The organism is Streptomyces sp. NPDC020681, assembly GCF_044334895.1.
Taxonomy (GTDB): Bacteria; Actinomycetota; Actinomycetes; order Streptomycetales; family Streptomycetaceae; genus Streptomyces.
In genome coordinates this window covers 24669-45208 of record NZ_JBIRTX010000010.1, presented here as the reverse complement: position 1 = coordinate 45208, position 20540 = coordinate 24669, and the positions used below count along the sequence as shown (strand labels likewise).

Sequence of the window (20540 nt, the reverse complement as noted above, 5' to 3'; positions counted from 1 at the left end):
AACAGTTCAGCGCGCTGCCCGCCATCAATCCCGGAGTGGCGCCCACGGCCGCGGTGCGGCCGCACCAACCACCCAGTCCACCGGGCACCGGCCCCCTCATCACCTTTGCCCGCAGCGGTATCACCACCCCGTGGTCACCCGTCCACGCTTCGCTCCTCGACCTCGCCGAAGCCTGCGACGTCCCCACCCGCTGGTCCTGTCGCACCGGCGTCTGCCACACCTGCATCACCCACCTCGTGGCAGGCAACATCACCTACAGCGTCCAGCCTCTCGAACCTCCCGAGGCCGGCACCGTCCTCGTCTGCTGCAGCAAACCGACCACCGAAGTGGTCCTCGACCTCTAGGGCCTTCCGTTTCGATCAGGTCAGTGGACGCCGAAGAAGATGCCACCGGGGGTGCTGAGATCGTCGTTGTGGAGGTGGAACGCGCGCACCGACTTGGTGACTTCCTGCTGGGAGATGTAGGCGTCGCGGTCCAGGTCCAGCCGCTGGAAGACAGCGGGAGCGTCAGGGAGGGAAAGGCCCCACAGGCGCAGGTATCTGGCGAACTCGTCCCTGCTGATCCTCTTGTCCCCGTCGACGTCCAGGACATCGAAGATGGCCCGGGCGGTGTCTTCCAGCAGGCTCGAACCATTGGCGTCGAAGCCCGCGGCTCGGTTCGCCGCGACGAACTCGTCGCGGGACAGACGCTGTTGGCCGGGCGTCGCCTGCTGCAGGAGCCCCAGCCACTGTGCCCAGTACGCCTTTTCCAGCACCTGGATCTTGGGGTCGTTCTTGGGCAGGTCGTAGCCGGAGGCGTACTTGTCCACGATGCGCTGGTGGTCGTCCCACGAGACGAAGCCGTCTTCGTCGGTGTCCAGAACCGCGAACAGCCGCTGGAGTCGGCGAGTGACCGGATCGAAGGTGACCATGAGTCCGTGCGCCTTCCGGAAGAGGTGACCGGCGTGTCGAAACACCAGCTTGCTATGACGATGAGCCTATAGGCCGGGAAGGGCCTGTTCGGCCCAGACGGTCTTGCCCTCGCGGGTGTACCGGCTGCCCCAGCGATGGGCGAGCTGGGCGACGAGGTAGAGGCCGCGTCCGCCTTCCTCGGAGGACTTGGCGCGGCGCATCCTGGGCTGGGTGTTGCTGGGGTCGGACACCTCGCATGTCAGAGAACCCGCGCGGATGAGCCGGAGGACGATGGGCCCGCCCGCGTAGCGAATGGCGTTGGTGACCAGTTCACTGACGATGAGTTCGGTGGTGAACGACAGCTCGTCGAGGTCCCAACGGGACAGCTGTCCCAGGACGAGACGGCGTGCCTCGCCGACGAACGCGGGATCGGCTTCGAGCTGCCAGGCGGCGCTGGAGTCGGAGGACACCACCCGGGTACGGGCCAGCAGCAGGGTGACGTCGTCCTCCAGCCTGCCCGGCGGGAGGTCTGCCACGATGTCGTGCCGGGCGTCGCGCAGGGGCCGGTCGAGGACCTCGGCGACCAGGAGCCGGTCCGCCAGGTTCCGCATGCCCTCGTCGACGTCTCCCTCGCCCCGCTCGATCAGACCGTCGGTGTACATGGCCAGCACGCTGCCCGACGGGAGTTCGAGTTCTGTCGGCTCGAAGGGCCAGCCGCCCACGCCCAGCGGAGGGCCGGGGCTGAGCTCGACGTATTCCACTGTGCCGTCCGGTCGGACAACGGCCGGGGGCGGGTGCCCGGCGCTGGCCATGACGCACTGCCGGGACACCGGGTCGTAGACGGCGTACAGACAGGTGGCGGCAGTGGGCCCGTACGGAAGCGGCATGCCCGGAGCGCCGTCTCCCGCGTCGTCGCTCTCGGCCTCCGCAGCCACCTGAAGCACCAGATCGTCCAGGTGAGTCAGCAGTTCGTCCGGCTCGAGTTCGAGATCGGCCAGGGCGCGTACGGCGCTGCGCAGGCGCCCCATCATCGCCGTCGCGTGCAGGCCGTGACCGGCAACGTCACCGACCACCAGGGCGACGCGGGCGGAAGACAGCGGGATGACATCGAACCAATCCCCGCCGACTCCGCTGTCGGCGTCCGCGGGCAGATAGATGCTGGCTGCCTCCAGTGCGGGCCGCTCCGACGTCGTCGGCGGGAGGAGGCTGCGCTGCAGGCCGACAGCGGTACGGCGCTCCTTGGTGTACCGGCGGGCGTTGTCCACGGCGAGTCCGGCGCGGGCGGCGATCTCGTCCAGAAGCGCCAGGTCGTGCGGGTCCAGCGGCGCACTGGCACCCGTGCGCCAGAGCGTGACCTGGCCGTACATGATTCCGCCCGCCCGCAGTGGTGCGGACATGGCTGAATGCGCGCCGGGGACCACGGTGGCCCACGCGGGTGGCGCGCCGTCGGCATCCTGCCCGGTGGCTGCTCCGACGAGCCCGGTGACCAGCACTCCCTGACCCTCCCGCTTCTCGAGGTGAGAGCCTTCGGAAGCAGGGGCCGCCGGGTCGGGGACTGCCGGGTCGGGGACTGCCGACGCCTGGGCCGAGCCGGTCCGCAGGGCATCGGCCGCCGTCCCGGCGACGGCCACGCGCAGCATGCTCAGCGTGTGACGGCCGTCGTCGGATGGTTCACCACCGGTCAGGACGGTCTCGGCAAGATCTACTGCGGCGCAGTCGCCGAGTCCCGGCGCCACGGCAGCGGCGAGATCCTCGACGGTGTGCAGGACAGACAGGGAGCCGCCCAGGGCTTCGGTGGCGCGATAGAGCAGGTCGAGACGGCTGCGCGCCCGTTCGTGGTCGGTGACGTCGGTGAACACCGCGGCCACACCCATCGGCTGTCCGTCGGGTTCCTGCAGCCGGAACGCCGAGAGGGCCAGGACGCGGCCGCCTCTGGGGTCGTCCTGGGTGCGTGTCGTGGCGTTGAAGCCGATCAGCGGGTCGCCGCTGTGCAGGACCTCTCGCAGCCGGTCGTCGATGGCCCGTGCGTCCTCGGCCCACAGGAAGTCCTCCAGGCGCCGGCCGCGCAGCGCGTCGGGGACTCCGGTGTACGGCAGCAGGTGTGTGTTCGTGCGGAGCAGCCGCAGGCCCGCGTCGAAGACGGCCAGCCCCACCCGTCCCTGGAGGAACAGCTCCTGGGTGAAGGCGTGGTCCTGCCGCCGCTTCGCGACCTCCTCGGAGGGCGCACCCAGGACCAGGTAGAGCGCCGTACTCTCGCCCCTGCCGTCGTTGAGCGGAAGGACTCGGAAACCGATCTTCAGCTCGCGTCCGGAACCGTGCCGGAGCGTGGCCCGGCCCTCCCATCCGTCCTGCGCCGGCGGGGTTCGCTGGGCCAGGACGGCGTCCCAGCTGCCGGCATCCGCCAGGAGGTCCCGGGCAGGCCGGCCGCACACTTCGCCGGAGCGGCGTTGCAGGAGCGTTTGGGCTGATGCCGTCCAGGCCAGGACCGTCCCGGCATCGTCCAGCAGGGCGGCAGCCGCGTTGGCGATGGCGAAGGGGTGGTTCTGATTGCTCTCAGTCGCGCGCATGCGGGTTCGTCCCGTCCGCTGATCCGGCCGTTGCCCATGATTCTCCATCCATGGACCCCGACCGGCTCCACAGGACGGTCCAGTGGCGACGCGGCGCCGGTCAGGCCCGGCGTCCGGGCAGGTCGCGCGGGCCGGTCCGCACGTTCGAGCCCGCCCCTCGATGCTCCGCGGTGCTACAAATGACAGGGTGATCGAATCCTGCAACCCGTGCCGGGCGCCTTGGTGCGGTCACTGACCGGGAAGCACCCACGCACCGTCGCCGGACAGGTGTTCATCCTCCAGGCGGCGGTCGTGATGCTGCTCACCGCGGGCGCCGTCCTGGCGCTGGTGCTGCAGTCGCGGCACGACGTCGATCGGGAGGCCCGCACGCTGTCGGTGGGGGTCGCCGAGACATTCGCCCACTCACTCGGGCTCCACGCGGCGCTGAAGGCCCCGGACCCGTCCAAGATCCTCCAGCCGCTCACCGAAGAGGTGCGCAAACAGGCGGGCGTCGACTTCATCGTCGTCATGGACACGCGCGGAATCCGCTACACGCACCCCCAGCCCGAACGCATCGGCAAGCGGTTCGTGGGCACGATCGAGCCTTCCCTGGCCGGCCGGGTGCACACCGAGAGCGTGGCAGGGCCTCTCGGCCAGGAGATCCAGGCCGTGGTCCCGGTGACCTCCGTCGACGGCAAGGTCGTGGCGCTGGTGTCGGCCGGGCTCACGGTGGAGAACGTGACCGGCGTCGTCGACCGGCAGCTCCCGGTCATCCTCGGAGTCAGCGCGGCCGGCCTGGGCCTGGCGACTGTCGGCACGGCGCTGATCACCAGACGGCTGCAACGGCAGACGCACGGGCTCGGGCCGCTCGAGATGACCCGGATGTACGAACACCACGACGCCGTCCTGCACGCCGTTCGCGAGGGCATCCTGATCACCGATGCGGACGGGCGGCTGGTGCTCGCGAACGACGAGGCCAGACGGCTGCTCGCGCTGCCGGCCGACGCGGAGGGACGCGACATCGGGCAGCTGCACGGCCTCGACCAGCACGTGGCCGAACTCCTGCTGTCCGGTCGGGTGGCCACGGACGAGGTCCTCGCGGCCGGGGACCGGCTGCTGGTGGTGAACCAGCGGTCGACGATGCCCCGCGGCCAGCCGGCGGGGGCCGTGGTCACCATTCGCGACTCCACCGAGATGCGCATCCTCACCAGCCGGGCGGAAGCGGCTCGCAGGCGGCTGAAACTGCTGTACGACGCCGGTATCGGCGTCGGGACCAGTCTCGACGTGGAGCGGACCGCCCAAGAGCTGGCGGACGTCGCCGTACCGCGGTTCGCGGACTACGTGACGGTCGATCTGTCCGACCCCGTGCTCCACGGCGACGAGCCGACCGGCACGAGCGCCGACATGCGCCGTACCGCGGTGAGCGGCATCCGTGACGACCAGCCGCTCTACCCGCGCGGCAAGCTGATCGACTTCCTCCCGTCCACACCGCAGGCGCGCGGCGTCGGCACCGGCCAGGCAGAACTTGTGCCCAGCCTGGCTGGCGCTCCCGGGTGGCTGGCCCAGGACCCGCCGCGCACGCAGAGCGTGATCGACTACGGCATCCACTCCCTCATCACCGCCCCTCTCAAAGCGCGGGGCGTCGTGCTCGGAGTCGTCAACTTCTGGCGCTCGCGGAAGCCGGAGCCCTTCGACGACGACGATCTGTCCTTGGCCGAGGAACTGGTCGCCCGGGCCGCGGTCAGCATCGACAACGCCCGCCGCTACACCCGTGAGCACGCCATGGCCGTGACGCTCCAGCGCAGCATGCTGCCGCGCGCCCTGCCCGACCAGAGCGCCGTGGAGGTGGCGCACTACTACCAGCCCGCGCAGTCCGGCGTGGGCGGCGACTGGTTCGACGTGATCCCGCTGCCGGGCAGCCGCGTCGCGCTCGTCGTCGGCGACGTGGTCGGCCATGGACTGCACGCCGCGGCCACCATGGGCCGGCTGCGGACGGCTGTGCACAACTTCTCGACCCTCGACCTGCCGCCCGACGAACTACTCACCCGCCTCGACGAACTCGTCCAGCGCATCGACCTCGACACGGATGCGGCCAGCGGCGGCACGCTCGGCGCCACCTGCCTGTACGCCGTCTACGACCCGGTCTCCCAGCACTGCGTGATGGGACGGGCGGGACACCCGCAGCCCCTGGTGGTCCGTCCCGACGGCACGGTGGACGTCCTGGACGTCCCGGCAGGACCGCCGCTGGGGCTGGGCGGGATGCCGTTCGAGACCGCGGAGGTCAACCTGAGCGAGGGCAGCCAGCTCGTGTTCTACACGGACGGGCTGATCGAGGACCGCACCCGTGACATGGACGAGGGGCTGGAACGGCTGCGCGTGGCCCTGAGCCAGCCGGGACGGCGCCCGGAGGAGAGCTGCCAGGCTGCCCTCGACGCGCTCCTGCCGGCTCGCCCGCGCGACGACGTGGCTCTGCTCATCGCGCAGACCCGGACCCTCGGCGCCGATCACGTCGCCGAGTGGGATGTGCCGTTCGAGCCGAGCGCAGTCGGCGCCATGCGAGCCGTCGTCGTGGAGAAGCTGGATGAATGGGGTCTGTCCGATCTCGCTTTCGGCACGGAACTACTGCTCAGCGAGTTGATCACCAACGCGATCCGCTACGGCTCCGCTACGGTCCGGGTGCGGCTGCTGCACGACCGCACGCTGACCTGTGAGGTGTCCGACGGGAGCAGCACCTCACCCCATCTCCGCTACGCCGCCACCACGGACGAGGGCGGGCGCGGGCTCTTCCTGGTGGCACAGCTCAGCCAGCGGTGGGGTACCCGGTACACGCCCGAGGGCAAGGTCATCTGGGCCGAGCAGCCGCTGGCTCCTCGGACGGCCCGGAGTACCAGCTCCCGGACTTCCTCGACGCCGACGCGATCTGACGGCCCTCGGGCGCAGGCGAGCGTCACGTCCGCAGGGTGCGGGCCAGGAGCACTGCCACGTCGTCCTCCCCCGGACGCGGCAGCAGCCGTTCCAGGACACCGTCACAGAGCTCTTCCAGCGGCTGGTCAAAGCTCCGCAGCGCCTGCGCGAGCTGGTCCATGCCCTGGTCGAGGTCCCTGTCACGGGCTTCGTTGAGAGAGTCGGTGTACAGGACCAGCAGACTGCCCGCGGGCAGCGGCACCTGTTCGGTGAGGAAGTCCTGACCTCCGGTGCCCAGGGGCGTACCCGGCGGGCCGTCGAGGAAGGTGATCGCCTGGCCGGGCGTGGCCACGGCCGGCGGTGGGTGGCCGGCCCTGGCGATCACGCAGCCGCCGGATGCCGGGTCGTGCACGGCGTAGACGCAGGTCGCCATTTCGTCCTCCCCCAGGTCGGACACGACGGCGTCGAGGGAGCGGAGCATCGGCGCGGGCGGAATGTCGAGGCGGGCCAGCGCGCGCACCGCTGTGCGCAACTGCCCCATGACGGCCGCCGCGTGGATCCCGTGGCCCATGACGTCGCCGATGACGAGTCCCGTCCTGCCGCCGGGCAGGGTGATGACGTCGAACCAGTCGCCGCCGACGTCGTGGTCGCTGGCGGGGAGGTAGCGCCCGGTGAGTTCGAGGCCGGTGACATCGGGCAGCGAGTTGTTCGTCAGGCTGCGTTGCAGCGTGAGGGCGGCCTTCCGCTGGGTGGTGTACATGCGCGCGTTGTCGATGTTCAGCGCCGCTCGGGTGACCACCTCGTCGACAAGGACGCAGTCCTGCTCGTCGAACCGCTCGCGGCTGCTGAGCCGGGTCACCGTGACCGAGCCGAGGACCATGCCGCGGGCGACCAGCGGGACCAGCCGCGCCGAGCCCAGACTGGCCAGGTATGTACGGAGCGCCTCGGCGCGTGGGTCGCTGACCAGCTCCGGTACGTCGGACCTGTAGAGGTTCATGGGCCGGCCGCCGGCGATGACGCGCTCGTACACGGAGCCGGGCGGAATCTGCATGGTCTGGCCGGCCACCAGTCTCGATGTGGGTGCATTCGGATCGGGGAAGGAGACCGCCAAGCGGCGCAGCACGCCCCGGGTGGATCCCGACCGAGCACGGCGAAGCGCCGACGGGCCCGTTCGGCCTCGAAGAGCGCCCGCTGGCCTTCGGTGATGTCGATGAGGGAGGCGATCAGGCCCAGCCGGCGGCCGGCGCCGTCCAGCAGCGGGGCGTACGAGCAGGACCAGGTCCGGTCATGATCGGGATCGGCCGGCGTCCGGCCGGTGCGGCGCGCGTCGACGACCGGCGCACCCTGGTCCAGGACCTGCTGCATCATCGCCTCCAGCGCCGTGGCATTGACGCCGGGGACCACCTCCGTCAGCCGTTTGCCCAGGTGCTCGGATGCCGAGACGCCGTTCATCCGGGCCAAAGCGTCGTTGACCCGCAGGAACCGCAGGTCGGGGCCGAGGGTGGCCAGGCCGATGGGTGACTGGGTGAACAGGCTCTGGAGGGCCGCCAGCGAGTCCCGCATGCGCAGGACCTCCGAGGTCTCCACGGCGATCAGCATCGCGCCCTGCCTGCCCTGCGGGTCGACGGCGGGCACGATCCACATCTCCATCGTCACCTGGTGTCCGTCGCGATGCCGCACCGGCAGGGTCCCGACCACGGTCTCGCCGGAGTGCACCCGCCGCGTCAACTGATCGGCCAGCTCCCGGTTGGCTTCAGGGACCAGCACCGGTGAGGCAGGACGGCCCAGGAGGTCCTCGGGGCGGTGACCGAGCAGGTCCTGGGCGGCGAGCGACCACTCCACGACGCGACCTTCCGCGTCCTCTCTCCACAGCGCGATCGGAAGCAGGTCGCGGAGCACACCCGCGTACCCGACAACCGCCGGGGGCTGGTCCGGCACCTCGCTCGTCGACTGGTGACTGTCCAACGCATCGACCTAACCCCGGGGGGCGCAATTCCTACGAAATCACCCTAGCCGTGAGGTCGACGGGCGGCGCTGCCGCGCCTGCGAAGTCCCCCTCGCTCCGGCCTGCAGCGCTCGACGGATCGCGCCGTCAGGACTTCTGACGCGACGGCTCGCTGAAGAAGCTGACCGGACGCTGCTGCCGCTCTCCGTCGACCACGATGTCCACGGACTCGTTGTAGAAGGCCACCCGGTCCTTGATGATCCCCACGGCGGGCAGTGGATCGGGATAGCTCCAGACGATGTCGGGCCGCACGTCGTCGCCGCCGGCCCACGACCAGTACTCGGTGGCCACACCTTTGTACGGGCAGCGCGTTCGCGCGCCGGTCGGGGTGAAGAGGTCGAGGCGGACGTCCTCCCGCGGAATGTAGTAGCGCACCGGCAGATGCGTCTCGAACAGCAGAACCGGCGTGTGCGTGTCCGCGACGACGGTGCCCTCGATCTCGACCTGCACGTGCCGGTTGCTGAGCATCGCGTCCACCCGCTTGTACGGGTCACGCGGGTGCACGAAGATCTCCTCGTCCTCTTCGTACCAGTGGTCGAGAACCTCACGCCCGAACCACTCGAAGCTGAGGTAACCGGCCAGCTCCTCGCTCGGATAGGTCCAGGCCGCCGCCCCGACGGTCTGGTCGGGGAGCACAAGGTCGTAGAAGACCGTCGCTCCCGCATGACGCCGCGGGTTGGCGGACCGCTCGGTCCGTTGCAGCAGATCCATCCGGACGTATGCGACCGGGAAGGCGTACAGGGGTACGGGACGACCGGGCTCCCACACAAGAACCGGCCGCCGGCTGTCCACGACCGTGACCTCCCCCTTCGTCGCACGCACCCAGCGCTCACTCGGCTCCCAGATCACGCTGTCGTCCGGATCGGGCCGACGGCGTACGGCCGGCACGGCTTCCGCGCCCTCATTCGGTGTGGTCATCGGCTCTCCTCCTCGCTGCGGCAGCGGCCTCCGGAAGCCGGCACCACCGAAGCCGCGGCGCTGCGTCGGCATCGATGTCCGCGCTGCTCCAGATCACAGCGCGCCGCAAACGTGTACGGGACGGTCGCCCATCCACCGGAGCGGACCCTCAGATGCCGGTACGCCCGTCGATGCGCTCGCGGATCAGGTCGGCGTGGCCGCAGTGGCGCGCGTACTCGGCGATCATGTGGGTGTAGATCCAGCGCAGGGTGACCTGCCCGCCCATGAAAGGGCTGGTGTCTTCGAGTTCGCGGGCGGCGCAGTTCTCCCTGGCGCGGTCGATCTCGGCCTGCCATATCGGCAGCGCTTTTTTGTACGTGGCCCCGTCGGCGAGGTCGAACCCGCCGTCATGGGCCCCCGGTCCCGCGCCGAAGATCGGCGGGGCGTCCTCCTGGACCAGGACCCGGCGGAACCAGTTCCGCTCGACCTCCGCCATGTGCTGGACGAGGCCGAGCAGGGTGATCGGCGAGGGTTCCGCGGACGCCTCGCGGAGCTGGTCGTCCTTCAGGCCGTCGCATTTCTGGGCGAGCGTGGCGCGGTAGAAGTCGAGCCAACTCTCCAGCGAGGCCCGCTCGTCGGCGTCCATGGGCGGCGTGGTGCGTTCGGGAGTGCTCATGCTCGCCATCGTGGCATCAGGGTCTGACATCGGACCCAGCCGCCAGGTAAAGAATCCTTGACATGGCGTCAACGCTTCCTTACATTCATCCATGTCAAGTTTCTTTTACATGGGGGCAGCGGTGTCATACGAAGAGAAACGCACGTGGATCATGGCGGTGGTCACGGTCGCCGCCTATGCGGCCTACCTCGCCATCGTCCTCGGGAGGGCGGACAGCACCCCTCTCACCGAGGTGTCGTACGCCTCGACGCTGCTGTGGACCATCGGCGCCGCGATCGTGGCGGCCATCGTGCTCAACATCGCCGTCGCCGCCGCCTCGCCCGAGGGCGCCGACAAGAAGGACCAACGCGACCGGGAGATCAGCCGGTTCGGCGAGTACATCGGCCAGTCGTTCGTCGTCATCGGCGCCGTCGCGGCACTCGTCATGTCGGTGGCAGAGCTGGACTACTTCTGGATCGCCAACGCGATCTATCTGGCGTTCGTGCTGTCGTCCGTCCTGAGCTGTGTGGCCAAGCTCGTCGCCTACAGGCGGGGCTTTCAGCCGTGGTGAAACCGACCCGAGTCACGAACTCGATCCGGACTCTCCGGTTCGCCAACGGTGAGATGACCCAGGCGCAGTTGGCCGATCTCATCGGCGTGACCCGTCAGACCGTCATCGCCATCGAGAAGGGCCGCTACTCGCCCTCCTTGGAGCTGGCCTTCCAGATCGCCCGGGCGTTCAAGGTCCCGCTCGACAGCGTTTTCCAGTACACGCCGGATGAAGGAGAAGCACCATGAAGGCCATCGTTCAGGACGTGTACGGACCGGCCGATGTGCTGGAACTCCGGGACATCGACAAGCCGGCGGTCGGTGACCGCGATGTGCTCGTACGGGTGCGCGCGGCCGGAGTCGACGCGGGCGTCTGGCATCTGATGACGGGCCAGCCGTACGCGCTGCGTCTCGGCTACGGGTTCCGCGGACCCAGGAACCCCGTGCGGGGCATGGATGTCGCGGGGCATGTCGAGGCCGTCGGCAGCAAGGTGACCCGGTTCCAGGTCGGCGATGAGGTCTTCGGTGCGTGCAAGGGATCCTTCGCCGAGTACGCGTGTGCCCGCCAGGACCGGCTTGCTCCGATGCCGGTGAACCTCACCTTCGAACAGGCCGCGGCCGTCCCCATGTCCGCCTTCACCGCCCTCCAGGCCGTTCGCGACAAAGGCCGGGTCCAGGAAGGGCAGAAGGTTCTTGTCATCGGTGCGGCCGGAGGTGTGGGGACGTTCGCGGTGCAGCTGGCCAAGATGTACGGAGCGGACGTCACCGGCGTGTCCAGGACGGCAAAGACGGATCTGGTCCGCTCGATCGGCGCGGACGATGTCATCGACTACACCCGCGAGGACTTCGCGGACGGCAGGCGCCGCTATGACGTCATCCTCGACATCGGAGGCAACCGGTCGCTGTCGCACCTTCGGCGCGCGCTCACCCCGGCCGGAACGCTGGTCATCGTCGGCGGCGAGGACGGCGGACGGTGGCTCGGCGGCACCGAGCGGCTGCTCCGAGCGGCCCTGCTCTCGCCGTTCACAGGGCAGAAGCTGCTCAGCCTGATTTCGGCCGAACGCGAGGAGGACCTCCGGTTCCTGACGGAGCTCCTCGAGGCCGGCAAGATCAAGCCGGTCGTCGACCGGACGTACCCACTGGCCGAAGTCGCCGACGCCATCAGGCACCTGCACGAGGGCCGGGTGCGCGGCAAGGTCGTCATCACCGTGTGACGCAGCACGTCTCGGTGCCGCGCAGCGGGCGGTCACAGTTTCACCGGTGCGCCCAGTACCGGTGCATTGACGTCCGACACCGTCGGTTGCAGTCCGAGGTAGTCACAGGCGACCTGCAACAAGTCCGCCCACCCATCGTCGAAGTCCTCGGGAGCCACGTCATCCTCGTCCCAGAGCTGGAAGGCGGCACGGTCAACACAGTCAGTCGGGCGGCCAGCTCCTCATCCTCAGCGTCGATGTGCTCAGGCGTGTCACCGTCGATGAAGGCCAGCTGCTCACTATCCCGGGGTCCCAGTAGTTCTCGCCGAAAAGGCAACGCCAAGGACTGAGTCGCAGGTCAGCATGGAGCTTCCGTCGCGGCCGCGTGCTCGTCGTGTTCGCGCAGTATGCGCATGCCGGTCGCCGGCGGGGGATGCTGGCCCGTCTTCTTGCCTGTGGAGATGACGAGGCGCTTGGCGATGTCGCGCAGCCTCATCCTCTGCTCGCGGAGGTGGAGGGCCATGGACAGCATGTCGTCGGTGACGCCCGCGCCGCCGATGGTCTTGCCGCGCTTGCGGGCGGACTCCTGGCCTTCCAGGGTCCGGTCGCGGATGTGCTCGCGTTCCCTGCCAGAGACGGCGGCCAGCACAGTGAACACGGCGCCGGAGGGGTCGTGCGAGCCCTGGAGCTCACCGGTGAGGAACTCCAGGGCGACGTCGGTCGCCTTCAGTTCCTCGGCCAGGGTCGCCAGTTCGATTCCGCTGCCGAGCAGCCTGTGCTCGTGGACGACGAGCGTGACGCGCACCCAGGAGGCGCGCAGTTCGCCAGACAGGGCGACTGTCTTCTCCAGTTCGGGGTGCTGGATGGCGCGGGTGGAGATCTTCTCGGAGAAGATCCGGGTAACCCCGGCCTCGGCGAGCGATTCGAGCTGGGAGTCGAGGGACTGCCGGGCAGTGGATGCGCGGGCGTACCGAGACGGGCGTGCCCGACGGGTTCGATGCCGGCGTTCCTCCGTCGGGGTAGCTCGGACCAGGCGGAGCCGGGCTTGCACACGGCGCGGGTCGGCACGTTGAGGGCGATCCGTTTGCAACAGCTCGTGAAACACCGTTCGCCCTGGACACGTCCGCCGGGTGACGGTGTTTCACGAGCGAACACCTATGAAACGATCCGCATCGCCATCGACGAGACCTCCCCGCCCGCTCAGCGGGGCGCGCGTACGGCGGATTACCTGGCCGCCTTGACCCGCCACAAGGGCAACCTGCATAGCGCGGCCATGGAACTCGGTGCCACGATGGGCTGCGTCTGTCCCGCCGCGCGGCCCTGCCGCCGCGACGAGTGACGAGTAGTGCGGGGATGCGGCCAGGGTCAGTCCAGCCGCAGCCCGGTAGCACCGGGCTCCAACAAGCCCTTGGCGTCCGCTTGATTAGGATCGGTGAGTCGCCTTTTCAAGTATGCCGAGTATGCGCTGACCGTTTCGGCTGTGTACCCGCCGCTGCCAATCGGTGGGTTCGGGCTTACGTCCAGGACACACCATTGCCCGGTCGTCCAATGCCGGACGAGCCGGACACCGGCGATGTCATACCCCAATGACGTCGCGGCTTGCACAGCGGTCTCCCGCGCCACCGGATCCAGCCTTGGCACGTCGACGAGAGTAGCGTCCCCCCAGCCCGATTTCGCCAGCAGATCGCTGCCACCGACGCTGCGATGCTGCAGAGCAAACGGGACATGACCTCCCAACACGAGCAGGAAATACGAACCGTCGGGTGGCACGAGTTCCTGGGCGAGAAACCCTCGTGCGTGGTCGGCATCCCGGAGTGCTTCGGTGAATACTCCTTCGCTACCGACGAGGCGGGTCCCGCCACCTCCACCGCCCGTGACCGTTTTCAACACGAACGGCAGGTCAAGCTGCATGGCCAGATCATCAAAGGCACCTGGGAGCAATCGCGACGGTAGATAGATCGTGGATGGTATAGACAGTCCCCGGTTGGCCAGCCGGACGTACTTGAACAGTTTGGTTGGCGCGCCGATGCCTGCGACGTTGACGGCGCGGACTCCTTTGATCGCGAGGTAGTCCGCGACCGCGTTCAACAGAGTCGCGGTGGGCCGTTGGTAGGCCAGGACTTGCACGAGACCGAAGTCAGCCAGATCCCGCCCGCTCACCGTCTCGCGAATGCGGACTCCCCCGGGCCCGATATCGATAGCGAGTTCCTCGATACTACGGAAAACGACCTCAACGCCGACAGCGAGCAGCTCACTCGCAAGGTCGACATGTTCAGCAAGCCCTTCACCGTTGAGCACCAGTGCGGGTTTCGGCGCCGGGCGGGCCATCGACTACTGACCGCCCTTCTGCACGTACTGTTGGACTTTCTTCGCGATGGCCTCGTCTATCGTGGCAGGGTCCACCACTTCGTCTTTTCGGAATCCGAGTTCGGCAAGTGTCAGATCATCGAACTCATCAAGAACATCATCGATGGCGTCGACTGCGTCCGCAGCCTTCGACGACGCTTCTGCGGCGGAAGTGCTCGGCTTCTCCGAGTCCGGCACCGTCTCTTCTTCTTGGTCGGTTGCCTGAGTAGATTTCCGGTCCTGCTTGCTGGACAAATTCCCCTCCCCTATTCCGGCGTTTCGAAGGCGGCAGCATGGGTACCTCTGACCAGCCATAAAGTCATACCTGGCACCACGAACCGACGACGCCTGCTGTTAAGGCACCCACCCAATGTTTTTCATTCTATCGATGAACCACGGTCAAAGTGATTTCTGATTCCCTGTCAATCGATGCCTGCTTCTTGTGGGTTTTCGGAGTCGAGGATGCCGCTTCGGCGGACCTGCCGTCGTGGCCACAACGACGTTGTGCGCGAATGGGGTCGTGACGTGTCGGCTTGGTGTTTCGGCTGATGGGTGATGACCGTTCGGCGGTGGTGTGCCAGCAGACCACCGTGTTCGTCACACGGTCAGGCCCCACGCCTGCTCAGGCGTCACCGCCGGTTCCCACCCCCGGCGGGATTTCGAGGAGACCTGCGAAAGACTGCGCAGCGTCGGCCCGTTCCTCGTGCCCACACCCGACGCCGGCCCGTGGCCGATTGAGGGTCTGAGGGGGTCGAGCGGGCGGTGTCCGAGTGCCTGCGCAGGCTCAGATCGGTGCGCAGGTTCCAGTCCGACGACGTCCTGTCTTTCCGGATTGGACGTGCGGTATTCGATGGTCGCAGCAGGCAACCGGCCGGCCGATCGGCGTCACCTCTGCCCGGCTGTCTGACCCTGCCGTGGGCGCGCTTGTCACCGCGATTCAACACACCGGCGACAGGAGCGCCGTCACCAGCCCGCTGACCGACGGCCCGACGATCTCCGATGACGGCATCGACTGCGATTTGATGAGTAGATTGACCGGGAGATCTTGCTCAAGCAACGTCCGTAGGCAGGTCGAGTCCGTGAGCGAGGTGGTCCGCCCACCCCAGCAAGAGCCATCAGAACGGCCTAGCCCCAGCCGAGGGAACTCGGCGAACAGCGCACGGCCGGGGCCTTGGCCACGTTCTCGTCCGGTTCGTCCGGATCGGATTCCGTGTCCGGCGCGACCAGTGTGAGCGTACGTTCCAGCCAAGCGGAGACCGCGGCCGCGGGGACTTCCAGCAGCGCGCGGCCCAACGGCGGTCTCAGGGCCATGCACAACACCTTGCGCCCGCCGACCTGCGTCGGCCACACGCTCACATCGCCTCGGGTGCACGGCCGGAACACCCCTTCGACCAGCAGCGACCGGGATATGCGCCAGGTGATGGGGCAGACGGAATCGAGATGGATGGTGAAGTGGACAGCACGGGGATCATCGGTGCGGTAGGACAGCAGAGCCGGTACGGGGATGCGATGCGGCGGAAGCACCAGAGTGAGCTCCAGTTCTCGTTCCACGACCGTGTTCATGCAGGTATCTCTCTTCGGCTTTTGCGGGGGATTTTTACGGAAAGTCAACGTGCGATCACGGCGGAAGGGTAGCTTCGGCGATCTCCGGACCTGCTTAATCCGCTTAAGACGTCACGGGGGAAGAGGATGCGCACTCCGAACACCCGATTACGGCAGGCGATACGTACTGCGGGATGCAGCTACGCCGAACTGGCCAAAGAAATCCGCGCGGTTGCCGCCGAGACCGGCAACGGCAAGCTGCGCACCAACTCCTCCGCCGTTGCGCACTGGGTAGCCGGCACCCAGCCCCACGATGCCGCCGCGGCCTGTCTGACCGAGGCCCTGGCCCGGAAGCTGGGACGCCTGGTCACCCGGGAGCAGCTCGGACTCCCCTCTCCCGCCGAGCCGTTCGGCGGGGATGCGTCCGCCCACGAGGCGTGGGGCGGCGGCAGCCCCGTCGACGCCCTGACACGGTTGGGGCGGGCCGACATCCAGCGGCTCGGCCCGGCAGCCGACGCCGCGTACTCCATCGCCGCCGCCGCGCTTCCCCTGGAACGCGCCCGGGAGATCGCCGCACGGGGCAGCGCCGTCCGCGCGACGGGGAGCGCCGGGGAGGCGGAGATCCAGGCGGTGAAGGACATGACGCGGATGTTCACCTTCATCGACGAGCGTCACGGCGGCGAGCACGGGCGCTCGGCCGCCGTGCAGTATCTGGTCTCCGACGTGGCCACGCTGTGCCGTGCGCGGTTCCGGACCTTGACGCAGCATCAGGAGATGCTGTCGGCCGCGGCGTGTCTGGTGTTCCTGGTCGCGTGGAAGGCGCACGACGGCGGTGAGCTGGGGCTGGCCCAGCGGTACTACCTCCAGGCCTACCGGCTCACCCGCGAGGCGCACAACGAGCAGCACGGTGCCTTCGTCCTGTACGCGCTCGCCCACCAGGGGATGGAGAGTGGCCACTTCGAGCACAGTCTGTCGCTCGCGGATGCCGCGCTGGAGCGGGTCAGGAACCGCACCGACCCGGGGACGGAGTCCCTGTACGCGATCACCCGGGCCCGCGCGCTCGCGCTGCACGGGCGGCGGCGCGAGGCCGTCGCCGAGGCGGCTCGGGCTGGACGGCTGATCCAGGACAGCGACGCGGCGCAAATGCCGTACTGGGTCGCAGTCCGGGGTTCGGCCGCCGCCGCGGTCGACATGCACACCGCTACAACGGCTATGGGCCTGGGCGACTGGAGCACGGCCGAACGCCTTTTCTCGCAGGCTGCGAGTCACTGGCGCGGGGTCGCATTCGCGCGTGCGACCGCAATGAGCATGGCGTACGCCGGTGCCGTGCAATGCCGCCAGGGTCATCTGGAGCAGGCTTGCGACACCTGGGAGACCGTGCTGCAGGTTGCGGGCGGTGTGCGCTCGGCGCGGATTGTCGACGCGGTGACCGGGATGCGCGGTGACCTCACGCCGTTCAAACGGCGACGAGCGCGGGTTGCGATGGATCTCGACGAGCGGGCGCGGGCCTGGCTGATCGCCACCAAGCCCTGAACCGTGGGCGGATGTCCTCGACCGCTTGACGACGGCTTCCGACACCATCCGGATGATCTTGGAGTCGCGCGATGTCGCATTGTGCGGGGAACTCCGGAAGGGAGAGAGAGAAGCACGCTGGACCGAAACACCGCGCGGACACCATGCGAGCGGCGGCCCGTCTCAGCAAGAGCCTTTCCCCTCGTATGCGAGAACTCCACGGTGCACACCACCATCGGAATCATCGGGACCGCTCGGCCTGCTGCTCGCCGGCCTGCTGCACTCCCACCAGCGCGATAGCGCCGCTCGTCAGCTCACGGCTTGCGACTGCGGCCGTTCGGGAATGGCCTGGGCAACTTCGTTACGTGAGCGCAGACCCAGCTTGGCGAGAATATGCGTGAGGTGAGTCTGGACCGTGCGACGCGAGGAGTACAAACGCTCGCCGATATCTGGATTCGACAACCCCTCCGCAACGAGCGCCGCAACCCGCTGCTCGGTAGGAGTCAGCGACTCCCAGCCCGAGGACGGCCGTTTACGGCTGCCCTGAGCGCCCCGCCGCAAGCCCACCTCACGCCACCGGGCATCTGCACGGTCCAATTCCCCCGCTGCCCCGAGCGCGAGATAGCCCTCCGCGGCTTCCCGCATTGCGGCCTTGGCGGCCTCCGTGTCTCCCGCCACGGCGAGCACGATCGACAGATCCTCGGCACACGCCGCCGCATCCACGACCCATGACGCACCCCGAAAGTACCCCAGCGCCTCGCGCAAAGTACCCGGATCGCTGGCGAACAGCCCCTGGCACTGCAGCGCCACCTCACGCACCTCAGCGCGGTGATCCTCGTGTGCACTGCGGTGCGCGGTAGCCACAAGGTCCGCGGCCAGGTCCCGCTCGCTCAGCCGCAGAGCGATGCGCACCGATCGCGTCAGCAGACTGTGCGCCTTCTCCACTGTGCCCTGGAACTCATCGGTGAGGATCCGGCGTATGGTCGCGAGCGCCTCGTCCCGATTCCCCGTCGCGTCTGCGATCACCAGCCGGGCACCCCACTGGTGGTCGGAGACCTCCCAGGCGCTGGGGTCCATCTGTTCCGGGTCTCCGATCTTGTCCAGATACTCCCGCGCAGCGGCCAGTTCGCCCCGCTGCGCCCAGATCAGCGCCGCGACACCATATCCGGAAATGCTGGCGTAGCGATCGGGCATCTCGCCCACAGCCTCGAGATCGGCCAGCACGTCGTCCCAGGTGCCCAGGGTGTATCCGATCTCTGCAGTGGAGACCAGGACCGACCCGAGCCGGGCCGTGCCTGCCTCCGTCGCCAACTTGCGGGCCTGCCTGATGGCCTCCTGCACCTTGTCGATCCGATCGCGTTTGCGCCAGTAGTTCAGGCTGTTGCACAGCAAAAGGAGCCGGATATCGGTGAGGTGAGGGTCGCCACCTGCTGCGGTGAGACCTTCTTCCAGGAAGCGCTGCGCTGCGTCGTACATGTGCCTTCGAAGCATGCAGCCATGCATGGCGTTTGCGGAGTAGGCGATGGTCTGCGCGTCACCCATGGAGCGGCCGAGTTCCATCGCGTTGCGCAGCACCGGCATGGCGGGCCCCTCGCTCTCCCCGCTGTATGGCGCCACGTTCAGTAGCATCCCGTGCAGGGCGCACAGCCTGGCCTCCCAGACCCGTGGAAGCCCCCAGCGCCCACGAACCGCGGTCACCACCTCGAGGGCCTCGGAGTGGCGCGCCTGGTGCATCAGGCTGTACGCGAGGATCCAGGTCATCTCGCCAACGCGTTCGCGATCCTCGGTGTGCTCTAGGACCCGGGTCGCGATGGCCTCACACTCCTCGAGCTTGCCTCGTAGGAAGGCGGCCATCGCCAAGACTGCTTTCAACGGCTCCCGCCGCTCATCGTCCCGGGCCAAGGACGCGGTAGCCCGCTGCAGCAACTCCCGGGCCAGCTCCGGGACCCGGTACAGCAGGGCCGTGCCGGACGCTGCCAGCCAGGAGAGGGTCCATTCATCCGGTGTGCTTTCGGCCGCGGCGAGGTGGGCGGCGACTCGTTCGGCCGGCCAGCCGCCTTCGCTGAGCGCCTGCGCGGTCTGCCGATGCCGAAGTGCCCGTATCGCCGTCGGCATCGACTCATACAACGCCTGTCTCAACAATGGCGCATGGAATTCAGCGGCAGACACCGTGTCGCTCAATACGCCCGTCGCGGTCGCTTCGTGGAGGGCCTCGACGATCCGTTCGACGGGCCAGCCGACGACCGCCGCAAGCTCGCCCGGCTCGAAGGATGTCCCGAGCATGCTGGCCGCACGCAGCACCTCCAGCGTGTCCTTCGCCATGTGGCCCACACGATCCGCGATCGCCGCACCCAGCGAACCCGGCAAGCGCTTCGCGCCCCCCGACACCAAATGTGCACACCCACCGCGGACGTCAATGCGCTGCTCGCGCACCATCGCTGCCGTCAACTCCCGTACATACAGTGGGTTTCCGCCAGTTTCCGAAGTCAGCTGCCGCAAGCCCGAAGAAAGACGTCGGCCCAGGAATGTTTCCGCAAGCAGCACGGTCTGCTCCGGCTCCAGTGGGCCAAGCGTGATCGCCTCCGCCCCGGCGGAATTGATGGCTCGCCTGAGTTGATGCACCTCTTCCCGCTTTGAGCCCGTCGTCAGCTCCGCGACCAAGAGCAATGGCAGCTGCGCGGTCAAGCGCACCAATGAACCGAGCACGGTCAGGCTCGCCTCGTCAGCCCACTGCAGATCACTTGCGACAAGCACTACGGGCTGTACCGCGCAAGCCCGCTCGACCCGGGCCAGGGCCTCCTGGACTCCTGCTGCCAGCGGATCACGCGCACCCGCACCCCACAGCGATCCCGCCGCAGGCACCGGAGCCACCTCACGCACTGGTCGCAACGCTTCAGTGATCAACTGAAACGGCAGACTCACGCAGAATTCATCCGCACTGCCCCGCAACACCAACACTTCCGCACCAGCGGAACGCACCGCTTCACTCACCAAGGAGCTCTTGCCGATCCCCGGCGGCCCCTCCACCAGCGCACAACCGCCCACCCCCCGTCCCAGCAACCCCAACAAACCATGCAAAACGACCAATTCAGCCTCGCGACCCACCCACCGTGACCTACCCGACAACGCGCTGACCGACGGCAGACACGGCTGAAACTCATCCATACGCCGGATCCTAATCCGCCCAGAGTGCGACCCAGCCCACCAGCGCGGGCCGATAGCCCGACGCCGGCGAGCGCCTACCCGAAGGCACCACCGAGTGGCACGCGCGCGAGCATTTGGGAGCTTTGCGTGGACATTCCGGACGAGTAGCCGGTGCGCGTCAGATCCTGGCGGTCACGAGCAGGAGGCACCGCGAAGTCCTGCCGGTGGCTGGTCGCAAGGATGGGCTGGTAGTCCTGGACGACCGAGTCACCTGCAGAACATGCTCAGGAGGTCGGCCAGGGACGTGGCTAATGGAGCGAGGGCGCCGGACGAGTCCCAGGGAGCCCGTCCGGCGCT

17 protein-coding genes and 1 pseudogene are annotated in these 20540 nt (G+C 68.3%); 7 read left to right on the top strand and 11 right to left on the bottom strand.

What is annotated here, in order from left to right; translation table 11 throughout:
* Window positions 1-35: 35 nt before the first annotated feature.
* Window positions 36-344, top strand: a complete 309-nt coding sequence (locus ACH4YL_RS23660) for a 2Fe-2S iron-sulfur cluster-binding protein (RefSeq protein WP_398509408.1) — start codon at window positions 36-38, stop codon at window positions 342-344.
* Between the two features lie 20 nt (window positions 345-364).
* On the opposite strand, the gene ACH4YL_RS23655 is transcribed toward ACH4YL_RS23660, so the two are convergent.
* Both ACH4YL_RS23655 and ACH4YL_RS23650 read right to left on the bottom strand, forming a co-directional pair.
* On the bottom strand, window positions 365-910 hold the full coding sequence (locus ACH4YL_RS23655) for an EF-hand domain-containing protein (RefSeq protein WP_398509407.1): 546 nt from the start codon (window positions 908-910) through the stop codon (window positions 365-367).
* 66 nt (window positions 911-976) lie between these two features.
* Window positions 977-3457 (bottom strand): SpoIIE family protein phosphatase, encoded by a 2481-nt coding sequence (locus tag ACH4YL_RS23650; RefSeq protein WP_398509406.1) that lies wholly within the window; start codon window positions 3455-3457, stop codon window positions 977-979.
* Window positions 3458-3751: 294 nt separating this feature from the next.
* Here ACH4YL_RS23650 and ACH4YL_RS23645 point away from each other — a divergent pair, with 294 nt between their 5' ends.
* The gene (locus ACH4YL_RS23645) at window positions 3752-6556 is read left to right on the top strand and encodes a SpoIIE family protein phosphatase (protein WP_398509619.1); all 2805 of its coding nucleotides are present in this window, start codon (window positions 3752-3754) and stop codon (window positions 6554-6556) included.
* Here ACH4YL_RS23645 and ACH4YL_RS23640 read toward each other — a convergent pair.
* The 4 genes and pseudogenes from ACH4YL_RS23640 to ACH4YL_RS23625 form a co-directional block, all read right to left on the bottom strand.
* A pseudogene (locus tag ACH4YL_RS23640) lies at window positions 6456-7391 on the bottom strand (PP2C family protein-serine/threonine phosphatase); the annotation flags it as partial. The gene ACH4YL_RS23645 and the pseudogene ACH4YL_RS23640 sit on opposite strands and share 101 nt — an antisense overlap.
* Window positions 7334-8305: a PAS domain-containing protein gene (locus tag ACH4YL_RS23635; protein ID WP_398509405.1), complete on the bottom strand. Its 972-nt coding sequence runs from the start codon at window positions 8303-8305 to the stop codon at window positions 7334-7336. The pseudogene ACH4YL_RS23640 and the gene ACH4YL_RS23635, both read right to left, overlap by 58 nt.
* A gap of 127 nt (window positions 8306-8432) precedes the next feature.
* Entirely contained in the window at window positions 8433-9263 is an 831-nt protein-coding gene (locus ACH4YL_RS23630) for a DUF427 domain-containing protein (protein ID WP_398509404.1), read from the bottom strand.
* A 148-nt stretch (window positions 9264-9411) separates the two neighbouring features.
* Window positions 9412-9918: a DinB family protein gene (locus tag ACH4YL_RS23625; RefSeq protein WP_398509403.1), complete on the bottom strand. Its 507-nt coding sequence runs from the start codon at window positions 9916-9918 to the stop codon at window positions 9412-9414.
* Between the two features lie 121 nt (window positions 9919-10039).
* Here ACH4YL_RS23625 and ACH4YL_RS23620 point away from each other — a divergent pair, with 121 nt between their 5' ends.
* From ACH4YL_RS23620 to ACH4YL_RS23610, 3 genes are read left to right on the top strand one after another with little or no spacing between them, the layout of a single operon-like run.
* Window positions 10040-10468 (top strand): hypothetical protein, encoded by a 429-nt coding sequence (locus ACH4YL_RS23620; RefSeq protein WP_398509402.1) that lies wholly within the window; start codon window positions 10040-10042, stop codon window positions 10466-10468.
* Between the two features lie 53 nt (window positions 10469-10521).
* Window positions 10522-10695 carry a helix-turn-helix transcriptional regulator gene (locus ACH4YL_RS23615; protein ID WP_398509401.1) on the top strand — a complete coding sequence of 58 codons (174 nt, stop codon included), beginning with the start codon at window positions 10522-10524 and terminating at the stop codon, window positions 10693-10695.
* Window positions 10692-11660, top strand: coding sequence for an NAD(P)-dependent alcohol dehydrogenase (locus ACH4YL_RS23610; protein ID WP_398509400.1), 969 nt, complete (start codon window positions 10692-10694; stop codon window positions 11658-11660). The genes ACH4YL_RS23615 and ACH4YL_RS23610 overlap by 4 nt, the downstream gene beginning before the upstream one ends.
* Before the next feature lie 337 nt (window positions 11661-11997).
* Here the strand turns inward: ACH4YL_RS23610 and ACH4YL_RS23605 are convergent, their stop codons facing one another.
* On the bottom strand, window positions 11998-12690 hold the full coding sequence (locus tag ACH4YL_RS23605) for a recombinase family protein (protein WP_398509399.1): 693 nt from the start codon (window positions 12688-12690) through the stop codon (window positions 11998-12000).
* Between ACH4YL_RS23605 and ACH4YL_RS23600 the strand changes: the two genes are divergently transcribed.
* Window positions 12685-12978, top strand: coding sequence for a hypothetical protein (locus ACH4YL_RS23600; protein ID WP_398509398.1), 294 nt, complete (start codon window positions 12685-12687; stop codon window positions 12976-12978). The genes ACH4YL_RS23605 and ACH4YL_RS23600 overlap by 6 nt on opposite strands.
* A gap of 26 nt (window positions 12979-13004) precedes the next feature.
* Here the strand turns inward: ACH4YL_RS23600 and ACH4YL_RS23595 are convergent, their stop codons facing one another.
* From ACH4YL_RS23595 to ACH4YL_RS23585, 3 genes are all read right to left on the bottom strand, one after another.
* Window positions 13005-13967, bottom strand: a complete 963-nt coding sequence (locus ACH4YL_RS23595; protein ID WP_398509397.1) for a RimK family alpha-L-glutamate ligase — start codon at window positions 13965-13967, stop codon at window positions 13005-13007.
* A gap of 3 nt (window positions 13968-13970) precedes the next feature.
* Window positions 13971-14240 (bottom strand): hypothetical protein, encoded by a 270-nt coding sequence (locus ACH4YL_RS23590; RefSeq protein ID WP_398509396.1) that lies wholly within the window; start codon window positions 14238-14240, stop codon window positions 13971-13973.
* Window positions 14241-15110: 870 nt separating this feature from the next.
* Window positions 15111-15548, bottom strand: coding sequence for an SsgA family sporulation/cell division regulator (locus ACH4YL_RS23585; protein WP_398509395.1), 438 nt, complete (start codon window positions 15546-15548; stop codon window positions 15111-15113).
* Between the two features lie 126 nt (window positions 15549-15674).
* Between ACH4YL_RS23585 and ACH4YL_RS23580 the strand changes: the two genes are divergently transcribed.
* A complete protein-coding gene (locus ACH4YL_RS23580) occupies window positions 15675-17060 on the top strand; it encodes a hypothetical protein (protein WP_398509394.1) in 1386 nt (461 codons plus the stop codon).
* 288 nt (window positions 17061-17348) lie between these two features.
* On the opposite strand, the gene ACH4YL_RS23575 is transcribed toward ACH4YL_RS23580, so the two are convergent.
* Window positions 17349-20204, bottom strand: coding sequence for an ATP-binding protein (locus ACH4YL_RS23575; RefSeq protein ID WP_398509393.1), 2856 nt, complete (start codon window positions 20202-20204; stop codon window positions 17349-17351).
* Window positions 20205-20540 lie beyond the last annotated feature (336 nt).

Coding starts and splice junctions, on each gene's coding strand:
- ACH4YL_RS23655 (WP_398509407.1), bottom strand. CDS start 910: ATGGTCACCTTCGATCCGGTCACTCGCCGACTCCAGCGGCTGTTCGCG.
- ACH4YL_RS23650 (WP_398509406.1), bottom strand. CDS start 3,457: ATGCGCGCGACTGAGAGCAATCAGAACCACCCCTTCGCCATCGCCAAC.
- ACH4YL_RS23645 (WP_398509619.1), top strand. CDS start 3,752: ATGCTGCTCACCGCGGGCGCCGTCCTGGCGCTGGTGCTGCAGTCGCGG.
- ACH4YL_RS23630 (WP_398509404.1), bottom strand. CDS start 9,263: ATGACCACACCGAATGAGGGCGCGGAAGCCGTGCCGGCCGTACGCCGT.
- ACH4YL_RS23625 (WP_398509403.1), bottom strand. CDS start 9,918: ATGAGCACTCCCGAACGCACCACGCCGCCCATGGACGCCGACGAGCGG.
- ACH4YL_RS23615 (WP_398509401.1), top strand. CDS start 10,522: ATGACCCAGGCGCAGTTGGCCGATCTCATCGGCGTGACCCGTCAGACC.
- ACH4YL_RS23610 (WP_398509400.1), top strand. CDS start 10,692: ATGAAGGCCATCGTTCAGGACGTGTACGGACCGGCCGATGTGCTGGAA.
- ACH4YL_RS23595 (WP_398509397.1), bottom strand. CDS start 13,967: ATGGCCCGCCCGGCGCCGAAACCCGCACTGGTGCTCAACGGTGAAGGG.
- ACH4YL_RS23585 (WP_398509395.1), bottom strand. CDS start 15,548: ATGAACACGGTCGTGGAACGAGAACTGGAGCTCACTCTGGTGCTTCCG.
- ACH4YL_RS23580 (WP_398509394.1), top strand. CDS start 15,675: ATGCGCACTCCGAACACCCGATTACGGCAGGCGATACGTACTGCGGGA.
- ACH4YL_RS23575 (WP_398509393.1), bottom strand. CDS start 20,204: ATGGATGAGTTTCAGCCGTGTCTGCCGTCGGTCAGCGCGTTGTCGGGT.